This is a genomic window from Granulicella sp. L56, from assembly GCF_009765835.1.
Lineage (GTDB): Bacteria > Acidobacteriota > Terriglobia > Terriglobales > Acidobacteriaceae > Edaphobacter.
In genome coordinates this window covers 2,508,784-2,527,356 of record NZ_LMUS01000006.1, presented here as the reverse complement: position 1 = coordinate 2,527,356, position 18,573 = coordinate 2,508,784, and the positions used below count along the sequence as shown (strand labels likewise).

The 18,573-nt window shown below is 56.0% G+C and carries 14 protein-coding genes; 6 read left to right on the top strand and 8 right to left on the bottom strand.

What is annotated here, in order from left to right:
• Positions 1-27: 27 nt before the first annotated feature.
• Both GSQ81_RS18250 and GSQ81_RS18245 read left to right on the top strand, forming a co-directional pair.
• Positions 28-513 (top strand): cupin domain-containing protein, encoded by a 486-nt coding sequence (locus tag GSQ81_RS18250; protein ID WP_158912037.1) that lies wholly within the window; start codon positions 28-30, stop codon positions 511-513.
• Positions 514-747: 234 nt separating this feature from the next.
• Entirely contained in the window at positions 748-1,302 is a 555-nt protein-coding gene (locus GSQ81_RS18245; RefSeq protein ID WP_158912036.1) for a hypothetical protein, read from the top strand.
• 405 nt (positions 1,303-1,707) lie between these two features.
• Here the strand turns inward: GSQ81_RS18245 and GSQ81_RS18240 are convergent, their stop codons facing one another.
• The 5 genes from GSQ81_RS18240 to GSQ81_RS18220 all read right to left on the bottom strand — a co-directional run bounded on the left by GSQ81_RS18240 (position 1,708) and on the right by GSQ81_RS18220 (position 5,221).
• Positions 1,708-1,956, bottom strand: a complete 249-nt coding sequence (locus tag GSQ81_RS18240; RefSeq protein WP_158912035.1) for a hypothetical protein — start codon at positions 1,954-1,956, stop codon at positions 1,708-1,710.
• A gap of 6 nt (positions 1,957-1,962) precedes the next feature.
• Positions 1,963-2,289 (bottom strand): hypothetical protein, encoded by a 327-nt coding sequence (locus GSQ81_RS18235; protein ID WP_216846478.1) that lies wholly within the window; start codon positions 2,287-2,289, stop codon positions 1,963-1,965.
• Between the two features lie 46 nt (positions 2,290-2,335).
• Positions 2,336-3,196 carry a hypothetical protein gene (locus tag GSQ81_RS18230; protein WP_158912033.1) on the bottom strand — a complete coding sequence of 287 codons (861 nt, stop codon included), beginning with the start codon at positions 3,194-3,196 and terminating at the stop codon, positions 2,336-2,338.
• A gap of 572 nt (positions 3,197-3,768) precedes the next feature.
• Positions 3,769-4,962, bottom strand: a complete 1,194-nt coding sequence (locus tag GSQ81_RS18225) for an MFS transporter (RefSeq protein WP_158912032.1) — start codon at positions 4,960-4,962, stop codon at positions 3,769-3,771.
• Positions 4,955-5,221 carry a hypothetical protein gene (locus GSQ81_RS18220; RefSeq protein ID WP_158912031.1) on the bottom strand — a complete coding sequence of 89 codons (267 nt, stop codon included), beginning with the start codon at positions 5,219-5,221 and terminating at the stop codon, positions 4,955-4,957. The genes GSQ81_RS18225 and GSQ81_RS18220 overlap by 8 nt, the downstream gene beginning before the upstream one ends.
• A gap of 149 nt (positions 5,222-5,370) precedes the next feature.
• On the opposite strand from GSQ81_RS18220, the gene GSQ81_RS18215 reads away from it, so the two are divergent.
• On the top strand, positions 5,371-6,486 hold the full coding sequence (locus tag GSQ81_RS18215; protein ID WP_158912030.1) for an IS110 family transposase: 1,116 nt from the start codon (positions 5,371-5,373) through the stop codon (positions 6,484-6,486).
• Positions 6,487-6,999: 513 nt separating this feature from the next.
• The gene (locus GSQ81_RS18210) at positions 7,000-7,155 is read left to right on the top strand and encodes a hypothetical protein (protein WP_158912029.1); all 156 of its coding nucleotides are present in this window, start codon (positions 7,000-7,002) and stop codon (positions 7,153-7,155) included.
• Between the two features lie 54 nt (positions 7,156-7,209).
• On the opposite strand, the gene GSQ81_RS18205 is transcribed toward GSQ81_RS18210, so the two are convergent.
• Positions 7,210-9,408: a TIM-barrel domain-containing protein gene (locus GSQ81_RS18205; RefSeq protein ID WP_158912028.1), complete on the bottom strand. Its 2,199-nt coding sequence runs from the start codon at positions 9,406-9,408 to the stop codon at positions 7,210-7,212.
• Positions 9,409-9,582: 174 nt separating this feature from the next.
• On the opposite strand from GSQ81_RS18205, the gene GSQ81_RS18200 reads away from it, so the two are divergent.
• Both GSQ81_RS18200 and GSQ81_RS18195 read left to right on the top strand, forming a co-directional pair.
• Positions 9,583-11,865: an FAD-dependent oxidoreductase gene (locus tag GSQ81_RS18200; RefSeq protein WP_158912027.1), complete on the top strand. Its 2,283-nt coding sequence runs from the start codon at positions 9,583-9,585 to the stop codon at positions 11,863-11,865.
• A gap of 12 nt (positions 11,866-11,877) precedes the next feature.
• Entirely contained in the window at positions 11,878-13,149 is a 1,272-nt protein-coding gene (locus tag GSQ81_RS18195) for an MFS transporter (protein WP_158912026.1), read from the top strand.
• 3 nt (positions 13,150-13,152) lie between these two features.
• Here the strand turns inward: GSQ81_RS18195 and GSQ81_RS18190 are convergent, their stop codons facing one another.
• Together GSQ81_RS18190 and GSQ81_RS18185 are read right to left on the bottom strand one after the other, a co-directional pair.
• Entirely contained in the window at positions 13,153-14,868 is a 1,716-nt protein-coding gene (locus GSQ81_RS18190) for a glycoside hydrolase family 2 protein (RefSeq protein ID WP_158912025.1), read from the bottom strand.
• 96 nt (positions 14,869-14,964) lie between these two features.
• On the bottom strand, positions 14,965-18,546 hold the full coding sequence (locus GSQ81_RS18185; protein WP_158912024.1) for a TonB-dependent receptor: 3,582 nt from the start codon (positions 18,544-18,546) through the stop codon (positions 14,965-14,967).
• Positions 18,547-18,573: the final 27 nt, after the last annotated feature.

The window sequence follows — 18,573 nt, the reverse complement described above, 5'->3', positions numbered from 1 at the left end:
AATTGTTCGGATTAAAGGAGTTTCCCCATGTTTTCAGAGCTTTTACCCCGGGCCGCATCCATAGCCGACGGTCCAGCCTACTGGTTTCTTAACAGTCTTAACGTGGTTATGGCAACGAGCGAATCGACCGGAGGAGCGTTTTCTATGGTCCACCATACGGCGCCCGTCGGGCACGCTACTCCTTACCATCTCCACCACGTCGAAGATGAAGCATTCTTCGTTCTGGATGGTGAATTCACCTTCATCTGCGACGGGAAGAAAACGGTTCTAGGGCCTGGGGGATATATTTTTTTGCCACGCAATATTCCCCATGGAATCCGTTGCACCGGCTCTTCTCCTTCCACAATGCTGGTTTTGGCTATGCCCGGAACAGGTTTTGTCGGCATGATGATAGAAATGGCGGAGCCGGCCGAGGAACGCACCCTGCCCGTCCCCAGCGCACCCGACGTGGAGAAACTCGCGATGCTTTGTGAGAAGTACAAGATCGATATTCTCGGGCCATTACCTGGCTAACAGTATCGCGCGATTCTTGAAGCTGCTTCAGTAATCAAAGCCTCAAATGCGCATCAATTGCACAGGACTCATTCCAATTGGTACCGTCGCTTGTTGCAACACGGGCGAGACATAGGTCCTTGGACGATGCTTGACATCTCTTGATTTGGTCAGCAGATGTTGATGCCCCACTCTCATCCATCTCCCCTCAGGTCACCGTCGCAATCGAACGCCATGCTGTGGTAATGCTTGTGGATGCATATCTCCGGATCGTCGATCCTGCTGATCTTCCTTACTATCGTGATGACGATAGCTCTCCTTGTATTGCATCTCACCAAAGTCGGGCTGATCATTCATCAACAGATTCCGGACCGGCCCCACAGGCGCCTACTTCTGGCGTCAATGAGTTTCTTCATCACCTTCCTTGCAGTCAGGCTCCTCGTCGCTTCGATCACGCACCACATCGGCCCATTCGGATACGTAGAGATGGGTGGGCGGCACATTCATCACCTCGTCTGGGGAATTCTGCTACTGCTTATCAGCGGCTACGCCACCCTGGCCGAGGTCGGTACCGGCGAAACTCCACAGTCGATCCTGATGAGCCGGGTCTTTTCGATGAGCTATGGAATTGGCGCCGCCCTGACGCTGGATGAATTCGCCCTATGGCTCAACCTCGACGCTGCGGCCTACTGGTCGCACGAAGGTCGGGAGAGCATCGATGCAGTCGTCCTCTTTGGAGCATTGCTCGCCATGGGGACCTGGGGCGCTCCCCTGCTGCGTTGGATGATACGGGGTTTTGAATCGGTGTAGGCTCTCCGCGGGGGATGTGTCGGAAGAACATAACCGACGTGATTTCCTTAGTATTGATTCAGATATAGGTTTCCCTTCTCAGCAGCGTCCCCCACGGCACGCAAAAAGTGCGCCGCACTGTCAAAAATTGCTAACTTCACAGTCGTTTACTTTGCGAACGCGCTATGGTCGAAGTATCCCAAAAAACGCTGCCACGTTCTGTAATCTTGATGCAACCAGCGGCTCGCAACTCCGCCTCCGTCCATCCACCGTGTGTTACACCCACGGTCCAAAGGCTCGGTAAGGTGGGGCCGTCTCGGGAGGTCGGCCTCTTCCTTGTCCTTCTCCGGCATGGAGGACGTCATAAAAGACGGTGGTGTGGCGTGTCCAGCATCGCTGGGACGTTGGACACGCCTTGCTATTCGACTATGTAGCATCCTCGCAAAACCCGAGAATGCCGTTGGCTCCATCAAACAGAATATCTGCCACACCCAGAAAACCCATCGCAATCCCGCCCGCTGGCTGGTTGTCGCCAGTTACCACGGAGGCTAGCGGCTTCAGTATGGTTGGAATTGGAGCGAGTCCATTCTGCACCCAGTACAACGCGTTGTACTGCTTTGCCGGGTCCTGAGCTTGCTCGACGCTCGTCGCAACACCGACCGCAAATAGAACCAAACCAAGCTAGCAACTGACCCCGACACCGAGCTTGTTGTATTGACTCAGTTCTCCCGAGCCGACGAAAAAGATCAGGCTCGAGAGTGGGGAGACAAAATTCAGTCCCCACAACGCTGCAGTCAGCTTCCGCGCCTTTGTAGTTGTCTGGCCAAAGATGTCGTACGGCGCACTGAGCCATTGCCCTATAAAGCTGCTGATGATATTAGTGATGCTCAAGAACGATGCGCCTACATCGGCCGGAGCGTCCGCAGGCGCAGGGTTTTGGAATCCGTTATACGCCCCCAGATCGTTGAAGATGTCAGTGATGGCGTAAGTGCCCATATTCAAAATCATGAGCATCGCTCCAGCACCTCCGAGCGGGAAGCTGCCAACTGAAGTCTCACCGACGGCTGTAGTCGTTGCGGCCCCCCCCAGCCTCGGGAGGCCACGGGAAATTACCAGGACCAAACATTGCTACGGCATTGGTAACATCTTGAGCGGAGAACGGTGCCGTCGCATTCGGCATACCGAACGTGAGCTTGTACAGAAGCGTCGTCGGAATCGCCATCAGCAAGCACATTAGGTCGAGTATCGTTAGCGGATCGCCACCTGAAATTTGCTTATATAGCCAGCTGATCACCGGGATATCGATCTGCTTTGTCAGGATGCCCTGGAATGTATTGAACGCGTCGCTGATAGCAGCGATAAGAGCGTTCATCAGGTCTTCGATTACATCGAGAACACCAATCGCGGCCGTCTGCATACCTTTGATAACTTCGTACATCACTACGTCAGCAAAAGCCTTCGGGTCCGTGAATATGCCCTGCAGTGTGCTCATCAAGTCGTTGAGGTCGACCGCGCCCTTATTGTTCTGATACGCATTAGCCAGCCCGCTGTGGGAAGTTCCGTCGGGCGAAGCTGGGAATGTACCTCCGTTTCCGCCATACATCTTCACGTGTGACATTCCAAAGTTTGTCTGGGTGCTGTTACTGCTGTTCGCACTGGACACCTTGTCTTGGTGGAGCGCATCACTGCCCGCAGGCGCCGCGGCTGCAGGTGTGAGTGGATTGGTCAAGTTTGAAAAGCTATTGGAGAAGTATTGCTCGGCGCTGGCGAATGCAGCCGTCACATCGGCCTTAACTGTGTCATCCCAGAAGGTATCGAACAGAGTCCCGATGTAATACGGCGAAGTTGAGTCCATGTTCGTGCTGATTCGGCTCAACAATCCTGAAAGCCCTGCTTCATACACGCAGGCATTCACGCTCGATCTTCCTCCTGGTGCCAACACGCAGTCGGTGAAGGTTACATTGAACGGCCGCAATATGAGCGGACGGTTCCAGGTTCCACCGGATAAACTTGCACCGCATTGTCGTCGCCTGAGGCGATATCGAAGAGCGCATCTGCCATTGGCTCCTCTAAAATTTGATAGCAATCATAATTAATTTGGAGGATTTAGGAATGAACTGACGTTTTATTTGTGAGATTTTGTGAAGCTGCCTGTGGCGAGGGGGGTAGTCCCCAATCGCTTCTTCAAGCCAGAAGTTGGACGTCGTGTCTTCACGGCCTTACTCGAGCCCAAGATTTAGAACTGAATTTGACAAAACTTCGAGTAGCTGAGGCCATTGGCACATGTTATGCTCGGCACAAAGCTAAGGAAGCCGCCCTCATCGTGCGTCGACCGTCGCTATCCCCGTGTTATGCAACGCTCAAAAGAGCCATGCCTGATCCAACGACTCTGCTCCTCCTAGATGAAGCAGATCGCTTGCACAGGAACAGCCTTGAAGCCATCCAGGTCCATCTTCGACGATGTCCGAAATGCGAGTAACAAGGCGCTTAACGACGCGTTGGTTTGTTGGCGTAGGCCTGTAGCAAGATGGCGAAGAGCAGCGCGAGGACAGAGGCTCCGGCACCGACGAAGACTGGCCACTTGTAGTCATGGAAGTGGTCTACCAGGATGCCAGCGACCGGTGGGCCGACGAGACATGCGGCTCCTAATCCGGTGAAGAGGATGCCGAGGAGCTCGCCCAGTCCTTCGATGCCGAAGGTAGAGGCGGCTACGGCTGGCGACATTGCTGCGATTCCGCCATAGCCCACTCCCATGAGGAGGGCAAAGACCACAAGCGCGGTGTAGGAGCCTGCCGCGAGCCATACGCCAAAGCTGATCAGCAGGATCAGATAGGAGGCCTGGTACATCCTCATCAGACCGAATCGCGGCGCCAGAGCGTCGAGACCGAGGCGGCCTACAACGCTGGAGGCGCCGATGTAGCCGATAAGACCAGCTCCTGCTACCCGGCTGGCGCCGATGTCTCCTGCATAGGCGGGGAGAAAGACGAACGAGGCATAGATGGCAATTCCAGAGAAAAAGAGGGAGATGTACTGGATGGCGAAGGCGCGAGTTCGAACTTTGGCGACAGCAGCACCCTTCTTCTTTTCGCCGACGACGGGTGGACGGAAGAGTAAGGCCGCGCAGAGCAGGAGAAGGGCTGCGCCTCCCCAGCCGAAGATCTCGAAGGCTGTTCTCCAGCCGTGGCGTTCGATGAGCATGGCTGAGAGCGGAGCCGCTACGAGAGTTCCGCAGCCGATGCCGCTGATGGTGAGGCCAAGAGCGACGTCGCGATGCTTCTTGAACCACTGACCTACTGCCGAGACGGATGGGATGTAGGTGCAGGCTACACCTCCGCCGAGGCCGACTCCGTAGGTCAGGAACAGGAGGGCGAAGCTATGCACATGCGCGGTGAAAATCATTCCGCCGCGGAGGAGCAGGGCTCCGATGACAACGACTGGACGGGGGCCATAGCGGTCGGCGATCTTGCCGGTGAACGGGGCAGCGAAGAACGAGATCGCTGTGATCATGGAAAAGAGCGCCGACATAGCGGCGTGGCTGACGTGGAATTCAAGCCCTATTGGTTTAAGAAAGACTCCGAAACAGTAGGAGATGCCGAAGGTGACGAACGACCCTACGAAGCCGGCGAAGACCACGATCCAGGCGCGTGCGGAGTCAAGTCCGGGGATGGTTTCGTCAGGCATAGGGGTAGAGGACTGCGACAAACTGGCCGTTGAAGGGCTTTGCCGAATTGCCGTGGAAGAATGCTATCCGAAGATGGACAACTATTGGGGAAATAGTTCTACGGAAGGTCCGATGCTCAACAGAAAAGAGCCAACTTAATAATCCTGGGGCATAGCTCGCTTTGCCTATCAGTTTTTTATTCCATTGATGCCGTGGCGGGGTAAGGGCTACGCCCTTGCCCCAGCTCCAGCGGATACCGGCGAGGAACACCGGCCTCATCTTCCGACTCCCCAATCCAGCGGGGACACCCCGCAACGCCCCATGAATAGGTGCGCGTAGCGCGCACGAAGCGGTAACCAGGCCTTCCTGAGTCTGTATGTCTTTTCTAGAGCCGCTTCCATCGGTTCTCATGGGCACAGGAGGAAGGCATGAAAAAGATCATCAGATCGTTCGTCGGCATGGACGTCCATAAGGCGACCATCTCCATCAGCGTTGCAGAAGACGGTCGAGGCGGAACAGTTCGGTTCATCGGGGTGATACCGAACACGCCCGAAGCTGTAGGCAAGATGGCGAAGCAGCTCGCACGGCACGGCGAGCTCGACTTCTGCTACGAAGCAAGCGGCTGTGGTTACGGCGTTCATCGCCAGCTCACGAGCCTCGGGCACAAGTGCATCGTGGTCGCGCCGTCCTTGATCCCGCGCAAGTCTGGCGAACGCATCAAGACCGATCGCCGGGATTCGGAGAAGCTTGCGATTTTGCACCGCTCGGGCAATCTGACGCCGGTATGGGTTCCGGACCCCACACACGAAGCGCTGCGAGATTTGGTCCGGGCAAGAGTAGACGCATCCATGCACTTGATGCGGGCGCGGCAGCAGTTGCTCGCCTTCCTGCTACGGCATGGCCGCAGCTATACGACCGGCAACCACTGGACGCAGCGTCATCGTTGCTGGCTTGCCGGGCAGACCTTTCAAGAACAGGCGCACGGCATAGTCTTCCAGGATTATCTGGAGACTGTCTGGACCGCGCAGGCCAGGCGAGATGCCCTGGTTCAGAGGATCTCCACTATGGTTGCGGCCTGGTCCCTCGGACCGCTCGTCGAAGCGCTGCGAGGTTTGCGCGGTCTCGACCTCATCTCCGCAGCCACCTTCATTGCCTCTACCGGTGACCTCAGCCGATTTGAGTCGCCGCGCCTTTTGATGGGCTACCTTGGCCTGGTTCCGTCCGAGCACTCCAGCGGTGGAACCATCCGTCGTGGTGGCATCACCAAGACGGGCAACAGAGAGGCCAGACGTATGCTCATCGAGGCCGCATGGAGCTATCAGTATCCAGCGCGCATCGCGAAGGAGAAGGCGGAGATCCTCGTCCGCCTGCCCAAGAACATTCGCGACATCGCATGGAAGGCCCAGACAAGGCTATGCACACCTTACCGCTCTCTGATCGCTAAAGGCAAGAAGTCTACAGTTGTCGTCGCGGCGATCGCGAGAGAACTGGCCGGCTTCATCTGGGCCATCGGCCGCGAGATGAGGGTGCCTATGACAGCTTGAGCTTGAGCTGCTTCACCTCCTTGGTTGGGGAACCGGGCGGCAGGTCATGGTGATCCTCGAGAGCCCCTTGGGCCGGAGTTCCTTCCGACGCCCGCGCTGAGTCCGAGGCAAGCCTGCGACGACACACGTTCGTGCGGTAGCCAATCCGCGTATGGAAGTTTGAGCGACTGTCGCTGAACGCCGCCCGGTTCCCGACCCAAGGAGAACCTAAAAAAAAGAGCAACTGCCCTGATGAAGGAAAAGGCGCGGTCCGAGAATTCGTGCGCTTAACACTTGCAAAAAGACATGGAAGGGACTCCGTCCCTGGCGCGCGCAAGGGGTTTCCCGCAGTCTTCCGCGCTGCGCTTGTGCAGACCTTCGCTGCGCTCGTCCTTTCCACTCCACTTCGCTCCGTTCCAAGGATGGGTGATACCCCTCCCCTTGCACTTGCCGCCCCTGCAGGCGTGGGCCTGGGCCAAGGCGTGTTTGTTGAGCAAACACAGCACAGCCATTCAAAAACGGAGGCCAGACAGAATGCCAAACCCATACCGAATCACCCTTTCCGAGATGTTGAAGAAGCAGGGCCGCAGCTTTGAAGACATGGTGAGCGCGGTCATGTTCGGAGACGAGAACGCAACCGCTCTTTGCGAGGAGCAATGCGAAGTAGAGCCGGACGGCACTTGCGCTTAGCGATTGCGTCAGATAATTCTGAAACACTACGCCATTTATCTTTCAAAACTACGGTCAGCGGAGCGCCTGCACCTTGTATGTCTCGCCTGACTTCGGTACAAAACTGAACCCAAAGCCTTGCGCTGCAACCGGAACGCTCTTATTGTCTCCATCCACTACGCGTATGCCACGCCACTTCGTTCCTATGGGGAGTCCCCGTACGTCTACCGTCAAGGCTTGCATCGACTCGGGTAAGGTCATGGTCGCACTCGCATCTATCGCTACCGGATAGACCACAGCACGCACGACCCCATCGATCTCTTCCAAGGTCACGCCAGACCCACCCAGAAACAATGGCGTCTTGCCCGCGGGCAGGGAGAATCCCTTTAGAGTTTGCCTTCCTGTATAGATCGTTCCGCTATCGAAGTCCATCCATTGGCCGCTTGGCAGGTAGACATCGCGCGTCTCCGCAGTGGCGTAATCCTCACCGTAGAGCGGCGTCGCTAACATCGCGTCCCCTATCATCCATTCGTATCCGCGATCAGTTGCGTTCTCATGCCCGTAGGCATTTTCGTTCTGAGGAAAGGCGATCGGAAGCGGCGTCATCGTCCAAGGATAGCCATCCTTTGCAAATTTTCTGGCATTGCTAAAGATATAGGGCGCAAAACGCGCATGCAGCTTTGCGGAAGCCAGCATGACGCTGGCGACCTTCGGAGAAAAGGCCCACGGCGGTTCTCCCATTCCCATGGAACTGTGAAGGGCTGCCCATTGCGCGTTGCGCATCATGTAGGTTTCCATCTTCGCTGTGCGCGTTGAAGAGAAGCGGTCTTCGCCAAAGGTTCCACCCACGATATCGGGATATACCAGCGGAAATCCTGCATAGGCGAGCGCCAGTGAGTTTACCGGCCCGCGGTCCTGATTCTGGTTATAGTTGAAGTCGTTGATGCGGTGCAGGTCGCCGTTCGAAGAGAGATAGCCATTGCGCTCGATCACGATCTTTCCTTCCGCCATGAGACGATCGTTGGTTGGATCTACCTTGTCGTCGCGCAGCCCATATCCTCCATAGCCATAGAAGTCCTCCTTATAGCCGTCGACCCCATAGTCGTTCCACTTCTTGACCAGCCTCATGTACCAATCCAGCGCCTCTGGATTGTGCGCATCCAGTAGGTAGTACGGCATCTTCGGCCAGCCCCCCTTGAAGACCTGGGCCTGCCCATCCTTCATCATGAAATAGCCGTTCTTGAGCCCCTCGCTGGAATAGGGGCCTGCCTTGATGAACGTGATACGCAGGCCGAGCATCGTCTTTAGTTTTTCGCCGTGAAAATGGGCCAGCAACGCAGCAGGATCGGGATACTTCTGCTTGTCCCAAAGGCCGAAGCTGGTCGTCTCATGCATCTCAGGTGCTGCGGGCCAGAATCCCGATCCGATTACGATCCATTTAAGCGGATATCCCGCCGCCAGGTAGCGATCCACACTGTCTCGAACTGTCTTGGCATTTGTGTCCCACCCCAATGCTCCGAAGGCCTCCCAGCCCACTCCAAAGGCATCATACTTCGGTATCATCACCTTGAAGTCTGCTGCGTTGCGCGCCCTCAGGTACTCCAGGTAGATCTCGTGCGGCGTGCCGAAAAAATAATGTAGCGGCACCTGAGCGCCCGCATGTTGCACGCCCTGCACAATCTGCGTACCGCTCGTGTGGACGATCTTCGTAAAAGGGTCGATCAACAGCTCTGCAAAGCCTTGCTTCGGGTAGATGACAAAATTGCTCACCAGTCGTGTCAGCCCCTGGCCTGAGAGAAATGCATCGTCGGCGAAGCCAGTCACGTCGGTATTGAACTGCTTGTTCGACAATGTCGAGAACTGGTTCTGCTCCACAGCGTGGTCTGCGAGACCGAACGCCGGTGACGCTCCGTCCGTCACAAAGATTACCTTGTCGCCCATATGTGCAGGCTCCGCGATGAGCTCGGCATGATGTGGTTGGAGGATCACAGTAATGCGGACCTTTGTTCCTGCAGCATTCGCCCCCATCAGCACGCAGCGCGAAGCAGCACACCTTCCCACCGGCTTGACGTTAACAGGACTCCCTGCCAGCAGAAGACCGGCTGCGTTGTCCGCCGACACAACACTCCTTGTCCCCATGGCGAATCCGTAGCGAAATCCCTGCGCCTCAGCCATGAACGTCAGCGGGCCGTTTTTGAGAACAATCCTGCTCTGCGCTACACCCGCCACGCCCACTGCGAAAAAGACAAAAAAAACCAGCTTCCCGATTGTCATCAAATCTCCCGATATCTACTTACGTGCCTTGCAACTTGCCAAAAAAAAGAATATCAATCTAGACAGGTTTAGCGGTTAACATGTACCATTTCCACACAATCGTTAGCAAGACGAAAACTTTCTTTCATCGTTTTGGCCAGCCTTGTATCATAAGCGTCCCGGGAAAACTCCTCCATGGCATTACATGCTGCATCCTCATCCGTAACGACGCGCACTCTTCCCATCACGAATCTCTCGGGCGATCTCGTTGTCGTTGGCGGCGGTCTCTCGGGGGTCTGCTGCGCGATCACTGCAGCACGACAAGGTGTTCGCGTGTTGCTGGTACAAGACCGGCCCGTGCTCGGCGGCAATGCTTCCAGCGAAATTCGGCTTTGGGTGCTGGGCGCCACCTCCCACATGGGCAACAACAACCGTTGGGCGCGCGAGGGGGGAGTCATCGATGAGTTGCTCGTCGAGAACATGTATCGCAACCCTGCAGGCAACGCGGTCATCTTCGACTCTGTCCTGCTGGAATATGCAACCCGCGAACCCAATATTCGACTTCTGCTTAATACTGCTGTCGACGGCATAGAGCCGGGCGAGAACGGAAGGATTGCTGCGGCCAACGCCTACTGCAGCCAAAATCAAACCCGCTATCGGATCACGGCTCCGCTTTTTTGCGACGCCTCTGGGGATGGAATCCTCGGTTTTCTCTCTGGAGCGGTCTTCCGGATCGGCGCGGAGGCGCGGTCCGAATTCAACGAAGCACTGGCGCCGGAGCAGGCCACCAACGACCTGCTGGGTCACTCTCTCTATTTCTACTCACGCGATACAGGGCGGCCCGTCGTCTACGTCCCACCCGCCTTCGCGCTGGACGATATCACCAAGGTTCCTCGCTTTCGCGAAATTCGCGTGACCGACTCGGGTTGCCGTCTGTGGTGGCTTGAGTATGGCGGCGCGCTCGATACCGTCTACCAGACCGAAGAGATCAAGTGGGAGCTCTGGCGCGTTGCTTATGGAGTCTGGAATTACATCAAAAACTCCGGCGATTTTCCTGGGGCAGAAAACCTCACTCTCGAATGGATGGGTACGATTCCTGGCAAGAGGGAGAGCCGTCGATTCGAAGGGGACTACATGCTCACCCAGCAAGATCTCATTGAGCAGCATACGTTTCCCGATGCCGTCAGCTTCGGCGGATGGGCCATCGACCTCCATCCCGCGGATGGGGTGTTCTCCGCCATGCCGGGATGCACGCAGTGGCATAGCAAGGGAGTCTTCCAGATCCCATATAGCACGATGTACTCGCGCAATGTACCAAACCTCTTTCTAACGGGGCGTATTCTTTCTGCTTCGCACATCGCCTTTGGGTCAACACGCGTCATGGCAACCTGCGCCCACAATGGGCAGGCAGTGGGCATGGCAGCATCGCTTTGTCTTAGCGGTAAATTATCTCCCCGCGACCTTCTCGATCCTACGCACATGCACGCCTTGCAGCAGCTTCTCCTGCGAAATGGACAACACATCCCCGGTATCGCGGCACACGACCCGGCAAACAAGGCGCTCTCGGCGACGATCACCGCTTCGAGCAGTCTTACTCTGCATGAGCTTCCCGCCAGTGGCGAGACAAAGGTTCTGGATAGCCCGATGGCGCTCTTGCTGCCTTTGCACGAAGGGCCAGCACCCACAATTACGGTCGCGGCCACCGCAAGCGAACCGACCTCGCTGCGCGCAGAGCTTTGGATTGCCAGCCGCGAAGGGAATACTACGCCAGATGTCCTGCTCGACTCCATCGATCTCTCCGTGCCCATGGGTTCCAGCGATGTGGAGATCAAGTTCACATCATTCCTTCCTCGCAGCACGTATGCCTTCGTAACCTTGCAGGTAAATCCTCTTGTTGCATTGGCACTATGCCCTGACTATGTGACCGGTATTCTTACGCTCTCGCAGAAGATGAACGCAGCCGTCGCCAAAAGCGTTGTTCAGACGCCGCCCGAAAACTCCGGAATCGACACCTTCGCCTTCTGGCTTCCCGATCGCAGGCCGTTGGCGCGCAACCTTGCCGCCACCATCACTCCTCCGCTGGAACCCTATAGACCAACGAATATAGTCAATGGCTGTAGCCGTCCATGGGAGGCTGCCAACGCATGGCTTCCTGCCCGCGAAGACAAAGCACCCTCGATCACGCTCACATGGCGCCAGCCGCAGATGATCGAAACAATCGAGATCACCTTCGACACGGATTACGATCATCCCATGGAGTCCGTCCTTATGGGCCATCCGGAGCGCGTTATGCCAGGCTGCGTCACCGCCTTTGAAATATGCTGCGCTAAAGGCGATCTCCTCGCCCGCGTCGACGACAACCACCAGACACGCTGTGTTCTCAAGTTGCTTGCACCTGTCGAAACTTCGGCGATCTCCGTCGCTATCCTCCGCCACGGCCCGGCTCTCCCCGCAATTTTCCAAATTGGCTGCTATTAAGAAGGCCCAGCGATGGAAGAAGAACTGGAACCCGTTCCCGCGTCACGAAGCCGCCAGCGACAGCTCATAGCGCTCCTCTTTGTCGTCGCGGTAATTAACTACTTCGACCGTCAGAGTCTCTCCGTCGTTGCACCCCGCTTCCAGGCAGAGCTACATATGAGCGACGAGGGCTACGGGCATATCGTCTCGCTCTTTCTCTTTGCTTCAGCCATCGCCTACGCAATCGCCGGCTTCATCTCGGATGCGCTCGGCACCAGACGATCCATGGCGTTGTTTGTTGGATGGTGGTCGCTGGCGGAGGCGGCCACAGCCTTTGCCACGACAACCCTTCACCTTGGCATCGCACGCTTTTGTCTCGGCCTCGGGGAACCGGGTCTCTGGGTCGCTGCTCCAAAGGCTGTGGGCGAGTACTTCGAAAGACCTCGACGTGGCCTCGCCATCGGGATCTACACGATGGGAGCGACGGCAGGGGCGGTCATCGCCCTTCCCGCCATCGCCGCCATTACAAGTCATCTTCCATGGCGTTCCATCTTTCTTATCGACGGTGCCGCAGGGCTGCTATGGCTTCCCTTCTGGTTCTGGTGCTTCCGCAAGGACACCCCACAACCGGTCAATGAGGAGGCTGCCCTCGCGGAGCACGGAGTTTCCGAAAAGGAGAATGAGTTCGGGCTCCGAGATGTCTTCGCACACTCTTCCACCTGGAAACTGATGGTGGCGCGCGGGCTCACAGACCCCGTGTGGTACTTCTACCTTTTCTGGTTTCCTAAATATCTGCTGGGCGAGCGCGGACTCAGCCTGGCACAAGTGGCACACCTCGGCTGGGCCGTCTACCTTGCCGCGGGGATTGGCACTGTCGCGGGCGGCCTTTTCTCAGGAGCGCTGATTCAACGCGGCGTCAGCGTAGGCGTCTCCTATCGCTATACGATGCTCGCTGCGGCCTGCTTCATGCCTCTGAGCCCACTGTGCGCTCTCGTCTCATCGAGCACTTTAGCCATCGGAATCGCATCCGTCATCGCCTTCGGACACATGACCTGGCTGGTAACACTGACCGCCACGATCGTCGAACTCTATCCGCCCTCACTGGTTGGCAAAGCCGCGGGTCTCGTCGCCGCGGGCAGCGGCTTTGGCGGCATGGTCTCCAGCGAAGTGATCGCGTGGTTCGTCACCCACGGAGGATATCGGCCCGTCTTTTTCCTGATGGCCGTCCTTCACCCTATCGCCATTGTGCTGCTGTGGCGTACCTTTACCAACAGGCATGTCCGCGCAGCGCTGGCTACGGCTTAGACTTTACGGTAGCTCGGTGGCAAATAACTTTTGCACCGCATCCCAACTGTCGCGGTGCTCCCGGTTCACATTCACGACCCCCCAATAGCGGATTCCGCTCGCCGGAGTTCCGCGATGCAGTGAACGGTAGTCGTTCCACGTCCACAATGATCCTCCAATCATCCACGGCCTCGCCTTCATCGCAGTTACCGCATCGGTGATGTCTTTGATCCGCTCAGGATCGTGCTTTCCCGGCTCACCCATCTTGCCAAACTCGGTCACGAATACGGGCTTGTCCGGATATAGCTCGTGCACCCGATCAAACCGTTTGGCATAGTTGCCATAAATATTGACGGAGACAAAGTCCGAGTACTGGCTCGCCTCATCCTTGCCGGTCTTTACAACAGGCTCCTGGGTGAACCGCGATGCAAACGTAATCAGCTTGGTAGGGTCCAATCCCAGAGTGTAGGCCCGCATGTCTCGTGTCCAGTCGATGCCATCCTTTGTATAGGATTCGTATTCATTGCCCACGCTCCATGCAATGACGGAAGGATGGTTCCAGTCCTGCTCCATCATCTCCTTCATCTGTCGCTTCCACAGCGTACGAATTCCAGGATCTGCCATCTGCCACGCGCTCATGTTCCAATTGCCTGCCTCGGCAATAATCAACATCCCATGCTTGTCTGCAAAATCCAATAGCGCAGGCGGCTGCGGGTAGTGTGCAATCCGCATCATGCGCATGTTATCTGCCAGCATATCTGACATGTCACGTTCAATAATTGCGTCCGACTCAGCTATACCTTCCTTTGGATGGTCATTAACGCGATTAGCGCCGAACAGATGCACAGGCTTACCGTTCAGGAGAAGCTGTGTCCCTTGAACGCGAATCTCGCGCACGCCAATTTTCGCCGTCAATTCATCCCCATCAACGGCAACTCGCGCATCGTATAAAAATGGATCCCGCACACTCCACAAATGCGCATCCCGCAGGGTACCGCGCCACATTACTTCAGCATCGCCATTTGCTGCAATGCGAACGGACTTGAACTTCATCCGAAGTCCAGCTACGTCTCCCCTCACGGAAGCTGAACTGCCAGCAGCACCACCATTGTGAAGCCATGCCCGTACCTGAATCGATGCAGTGTGACTTGCAAGATCGGGCTTTGCGTCAACCTTCATCCTCTGCAAATACATCGCGTCGGTGATCAACAGATATACCGGCCGAACGATTCCTCCATACGGAATCCATCCCACGATGCCTTCGCCTACCGCTGTGCCATATAGCGGATAGTCTTTCGAGCCATGCGAAGACGCGATCGCCGGGATAGTCGAGAGCGTAGGTGTATTGTCCACCTCTAACAGAATATGGTTCGGGCCCGGTTTCATCAGCTTCGTCACATCGAATTCAAAAGGCGTATATCCCCCCTCGTGCACGCCCACCATGCGGCCGTTGAACCAGACATGAGCTACATCGTAGACGGCATCAAAATGCAATCGCACCACCTGTCCCGGCTTCAGATCGGGAGCAATGAAGTCGCGCTGATAGGTTGCATTCCCGATGAACTTCTCATATCCGCGCATCGTCATCCACGTGTGTGGAACACTGACCGGCACAGCTTTCTCATCCAGCGTCGTCTGAAACGTCCATCCGCTACCGCCCAGGTCAACCTTATGCGCCGCCGATGCCGTGCCCATTAAGGCCATGCTCATCGTCAGAAGTGCAAGACATCGCAATTTCATCTCATCTCCTCAACTGAACTTCATACCAACTCAAGTACAAAGAAGGGGCAGCAAGGTTTGCGTCCTCACTGCCCCAGGGCTACAGAGGATTGCACACTAGAACATCAGCTTCGCCGCAAGTTGGAGCGAACGTCCGTCGGCCGCGCTCGTAATGACACCGAAAGAGCTGTTCGTATTGCAGTTCCCGGTTCCCGCAGTCGGCGTTCCACTTGCATCGCTAGCCGTTACATTACAACCTGCCGACACACCGTTGCCATTCGACAACGTGTTGGCGCTCGCTGAAAACGAGGTATTTGGAAGTCCAAAGTTGACATGGTTGAGTACATTAAAAGCCTCGACACGTAGCTGCAACTTTAGGCGCTCCGTAATCTCCGTCGTCTTGAAGATGGAAAAGTCGAAGTTCTCCGTGCCCGGACCTCGAACATGAGGCAGCGTGCGAGGCACATTGCCAAAGGTATAGTCCGTGGGGTTCTGGAACGCATAGGTGTTGAACCACTTTGTCACCGACTGGTTGGAAATCGCCACCTTCTGTCCCGGGGTGTAGTTGGGACGAGTCGCCGAAAAGGCATTTGCTCCAGTAATGGTCAAGGGTGTCCCGGTCTGGAACACACCGATCAGGTTGAACTGAAACCCTCCAATCACGCGATCGACAAATCCATTATGCGCAGAGAAACGCTGACCACGTCCGAATGGCAGGTTATAGAGAGCGCTCACCGTAGCGCGCTGTGAGACATCGGAGGGGTCAAGCGAGTACTCTGCGCTCCGGTTGTAAACGTTCTGATAGCCATTGTTCGCAGCCAAGCCGTTGAGGTAAGCGAGCGGAGAACCGGCGCTGTCATCCAACAATTTACCCATAGTGTAGCCAAAGAGAACGGTCAGTCCTGTCCTTGCCTGCCGCTGCGCCGACAACTCAAGATAATGAGCAATCAGATTGCCGTTGTGCGGGTTGTAGGTGTTGACAGCCGTGTAGTCCGGGAAAGGGAGAAGAGACTGCGCCCTCGTGATCGTCGCGGCACCAAGAGAGCCGCTAATCTTGCCCGCGTAGGGATTGGGAACCTGCGACTGTAGCGCTGTTCTTCCCAGTCCAAAGTAGCTTGGATTCAAAGAATCGATATTGTAGCCGCCCGCAGGCAGATGGACTCCGTGGTTACCCACATACGTCGCCTGCAACACGACGTCGTAAGGAATCTGGCGCTCCACGCTCAGAGTGTATTGTTGAGACATCGGCGACTTCCACTGCTTCGGATCCTGAAAGCCCACACTCTGCCCAAGAAAACCGAGGGGACCAAAGGCGGCCCCGATTGGCTGCAGCGGCTCGGTAGGAAAGCCATCCTTGAACTGGAACGCCGGTGTGTTAGTAACGTTGGGATTGTAGTTGGTGCCAGTAGATGCAAATCCGTTTACTTGGCCGGTATAAATTGAGTTGAAGAAAAGCGGATAATAGATCCCGAAGCCTCCTCGCACAATTGTCTTGCCATCGTCTGTCAACTTGTATGCGAAGCCTACACGTGGTCCAAAGTCCGTGTAGCTTTCCGGGACAAAATTGCGTCCGACGCCGCTCGTGTTCGCATACTGGACCACTCCCACAAAACCGCCAGAAGAGATATTGGGATTGAAGTTGCTGTATCCATTGTTCTGTTCGAACGGCTGCTGCTGATAGTCGTACCGCAGGCCCAAGTTTAGGGTCAGGCGGTCCGATACCTGCCAGTCATCCTGAATGAAGAACGATGTGCTGAATGAGCGATCGAGCTCACCCGTATTCGTCTGGATGCTGGCGGCACTAACAGCTCCCGCGAGAAAAGTTGCATAGGTGTTACCGCTGTTCACCGTTCCCGAAGCTGGTGCCGCGCCCGAGGGATCGGCGGTCAGTCCGGCGGCAAAACTGAATGTGCCTGATGGCGCATTCCGTTGTAGGTTGGCACCCGCGTTGTAACGCCAATCGAAACCGAAGGTCAACGCGTGCCGACCAACAATCTTCGTCACTGTATCTGTCACCTGCGGCAGTGTATATGCACGGAAGCCGATTGTCTGGTTGGAAGCAGGCAAGCCGTTGCTGACCGTCGGTATGGCAAAGTTGGGTACGTTCGACGGCAATCCTAGCTTCTGCGGATAATTCTGGCCTGCGCTTGCCGCCTGAAATGGAAACTCCTGTCGCTCAATCGACAGTCGCAGGTCGTTGATCAATGACGAAGAGTAGACATGCGTGTCGCCAACCAACAACTCCTTCACGCGATACGTATCGTACCGATTGGCGATCACAGGATTTGGATAGTAGGTTCCTCCTCCCGTCCCGCCGTTCGTATAGTTGCTGTAATACGCGAACCGGGCAAAAACCATGTCCTTCGACGTAAGGTGATAATCCACGCGGCCCAGCCCGTTGTACATGTTGCTGATGCCCTTGTTGTTGAACTGAAAGTTATTGGTGTTCGTTCGCTGCTGGGCCACGGTCGCCGGTGTAACGTTCGGCAATGGGTAAAAGGCATTTTGGTAAGCAACCGCTACCGGATCGAGATTTGTAACTTGATTGTTGGCGTAACGCTGACGCGAATAGGTTGTGGCTCCCCCAACAGTACTTACGGCGGTCGTGTATGGGTTATAGAGAGGAATGGAATTTCCGTTATTATCCTGGAGCAATGAAAAATCGCCAGCTCGGAACGCTGCTGTCGGAACGCTCAGAAACTGTGGAGACGCCTGAATGAACCGGTACGTCTCGAAGTTGCCGAAGAAGAATGCACGATCATGGATGATTGGCCCACCAATGGTCCCACCGAATTGGTTGTAGCGAAGGACAGGCTTCGATACTGTACCTACGGTCGCAAAGTAATTGCGAGCATTGAAGATATCGTTTCGCAGAAACTCATAGACCGATCCGTGGAACTGGTTCGTTCCAGTGCGGGAAACCAGATTCACTACGCCACCGAGGGTGAATCCATACTGGGCGGAGAAGACACCGCTCTGCACTTTGAACTCCTGAATTGAGTCGACGTTCGGATTCACGGCAATCTCGCCTGTAGTCGTCGATAGATTGCTTTGACCATCGAGGATGTAAGAATTTGACCCGGTAGGCGATCCATTGATCGAAATAGCCGATAGGTTCGTGCCGCGATTGGCAAAGCCAGACTGACTGACCGTTGTATTAACCCGCACCCCAGGCGTAAGGGTAGTCAGTGCGATCACGTTGCGACCATTGAGGGGCAGCTCTTGAACTGACTTCTCTCCGATCACTGCGCCCAACGTCCCACTTGTTGTATCGAGCACCGACGCTTGCGAAGCCTCAACCGTCACAGTCGAATTCACCCCGCCTGGCTGAAGGGTCGCATCCGCCTCCACGCGCGCACCGACCGTAACCGCGACGCCGGTAAGGATGAATGTTTCAAACCCTTTCGAGGATGCCGTGACCTTGTAGTTGCTCCCAAGGACCAGCGGCGGCGAGCTAAAGAACCCAGCTCCGTTCGTCGTCAAATCGACGATTTCTCGACGATCGCGGTTTTCAATCTCAACCGACGCTCCCGCTACAGCTGCGCCGCTGGAGTCTTTCACCACGCCAATGATGTTTCCTGTTCCCTGCTGTGCATGGGTAGACGGAACGCTAAAGCCCAAGAGAGTGACAAGAGCAAGCACTACGGCTGCTCTACGATGAAAGACGAACAATTTGCGCTGCCTCACGATGTTGAACATATCTGCTACTCCTGATTGCTTCGTAAA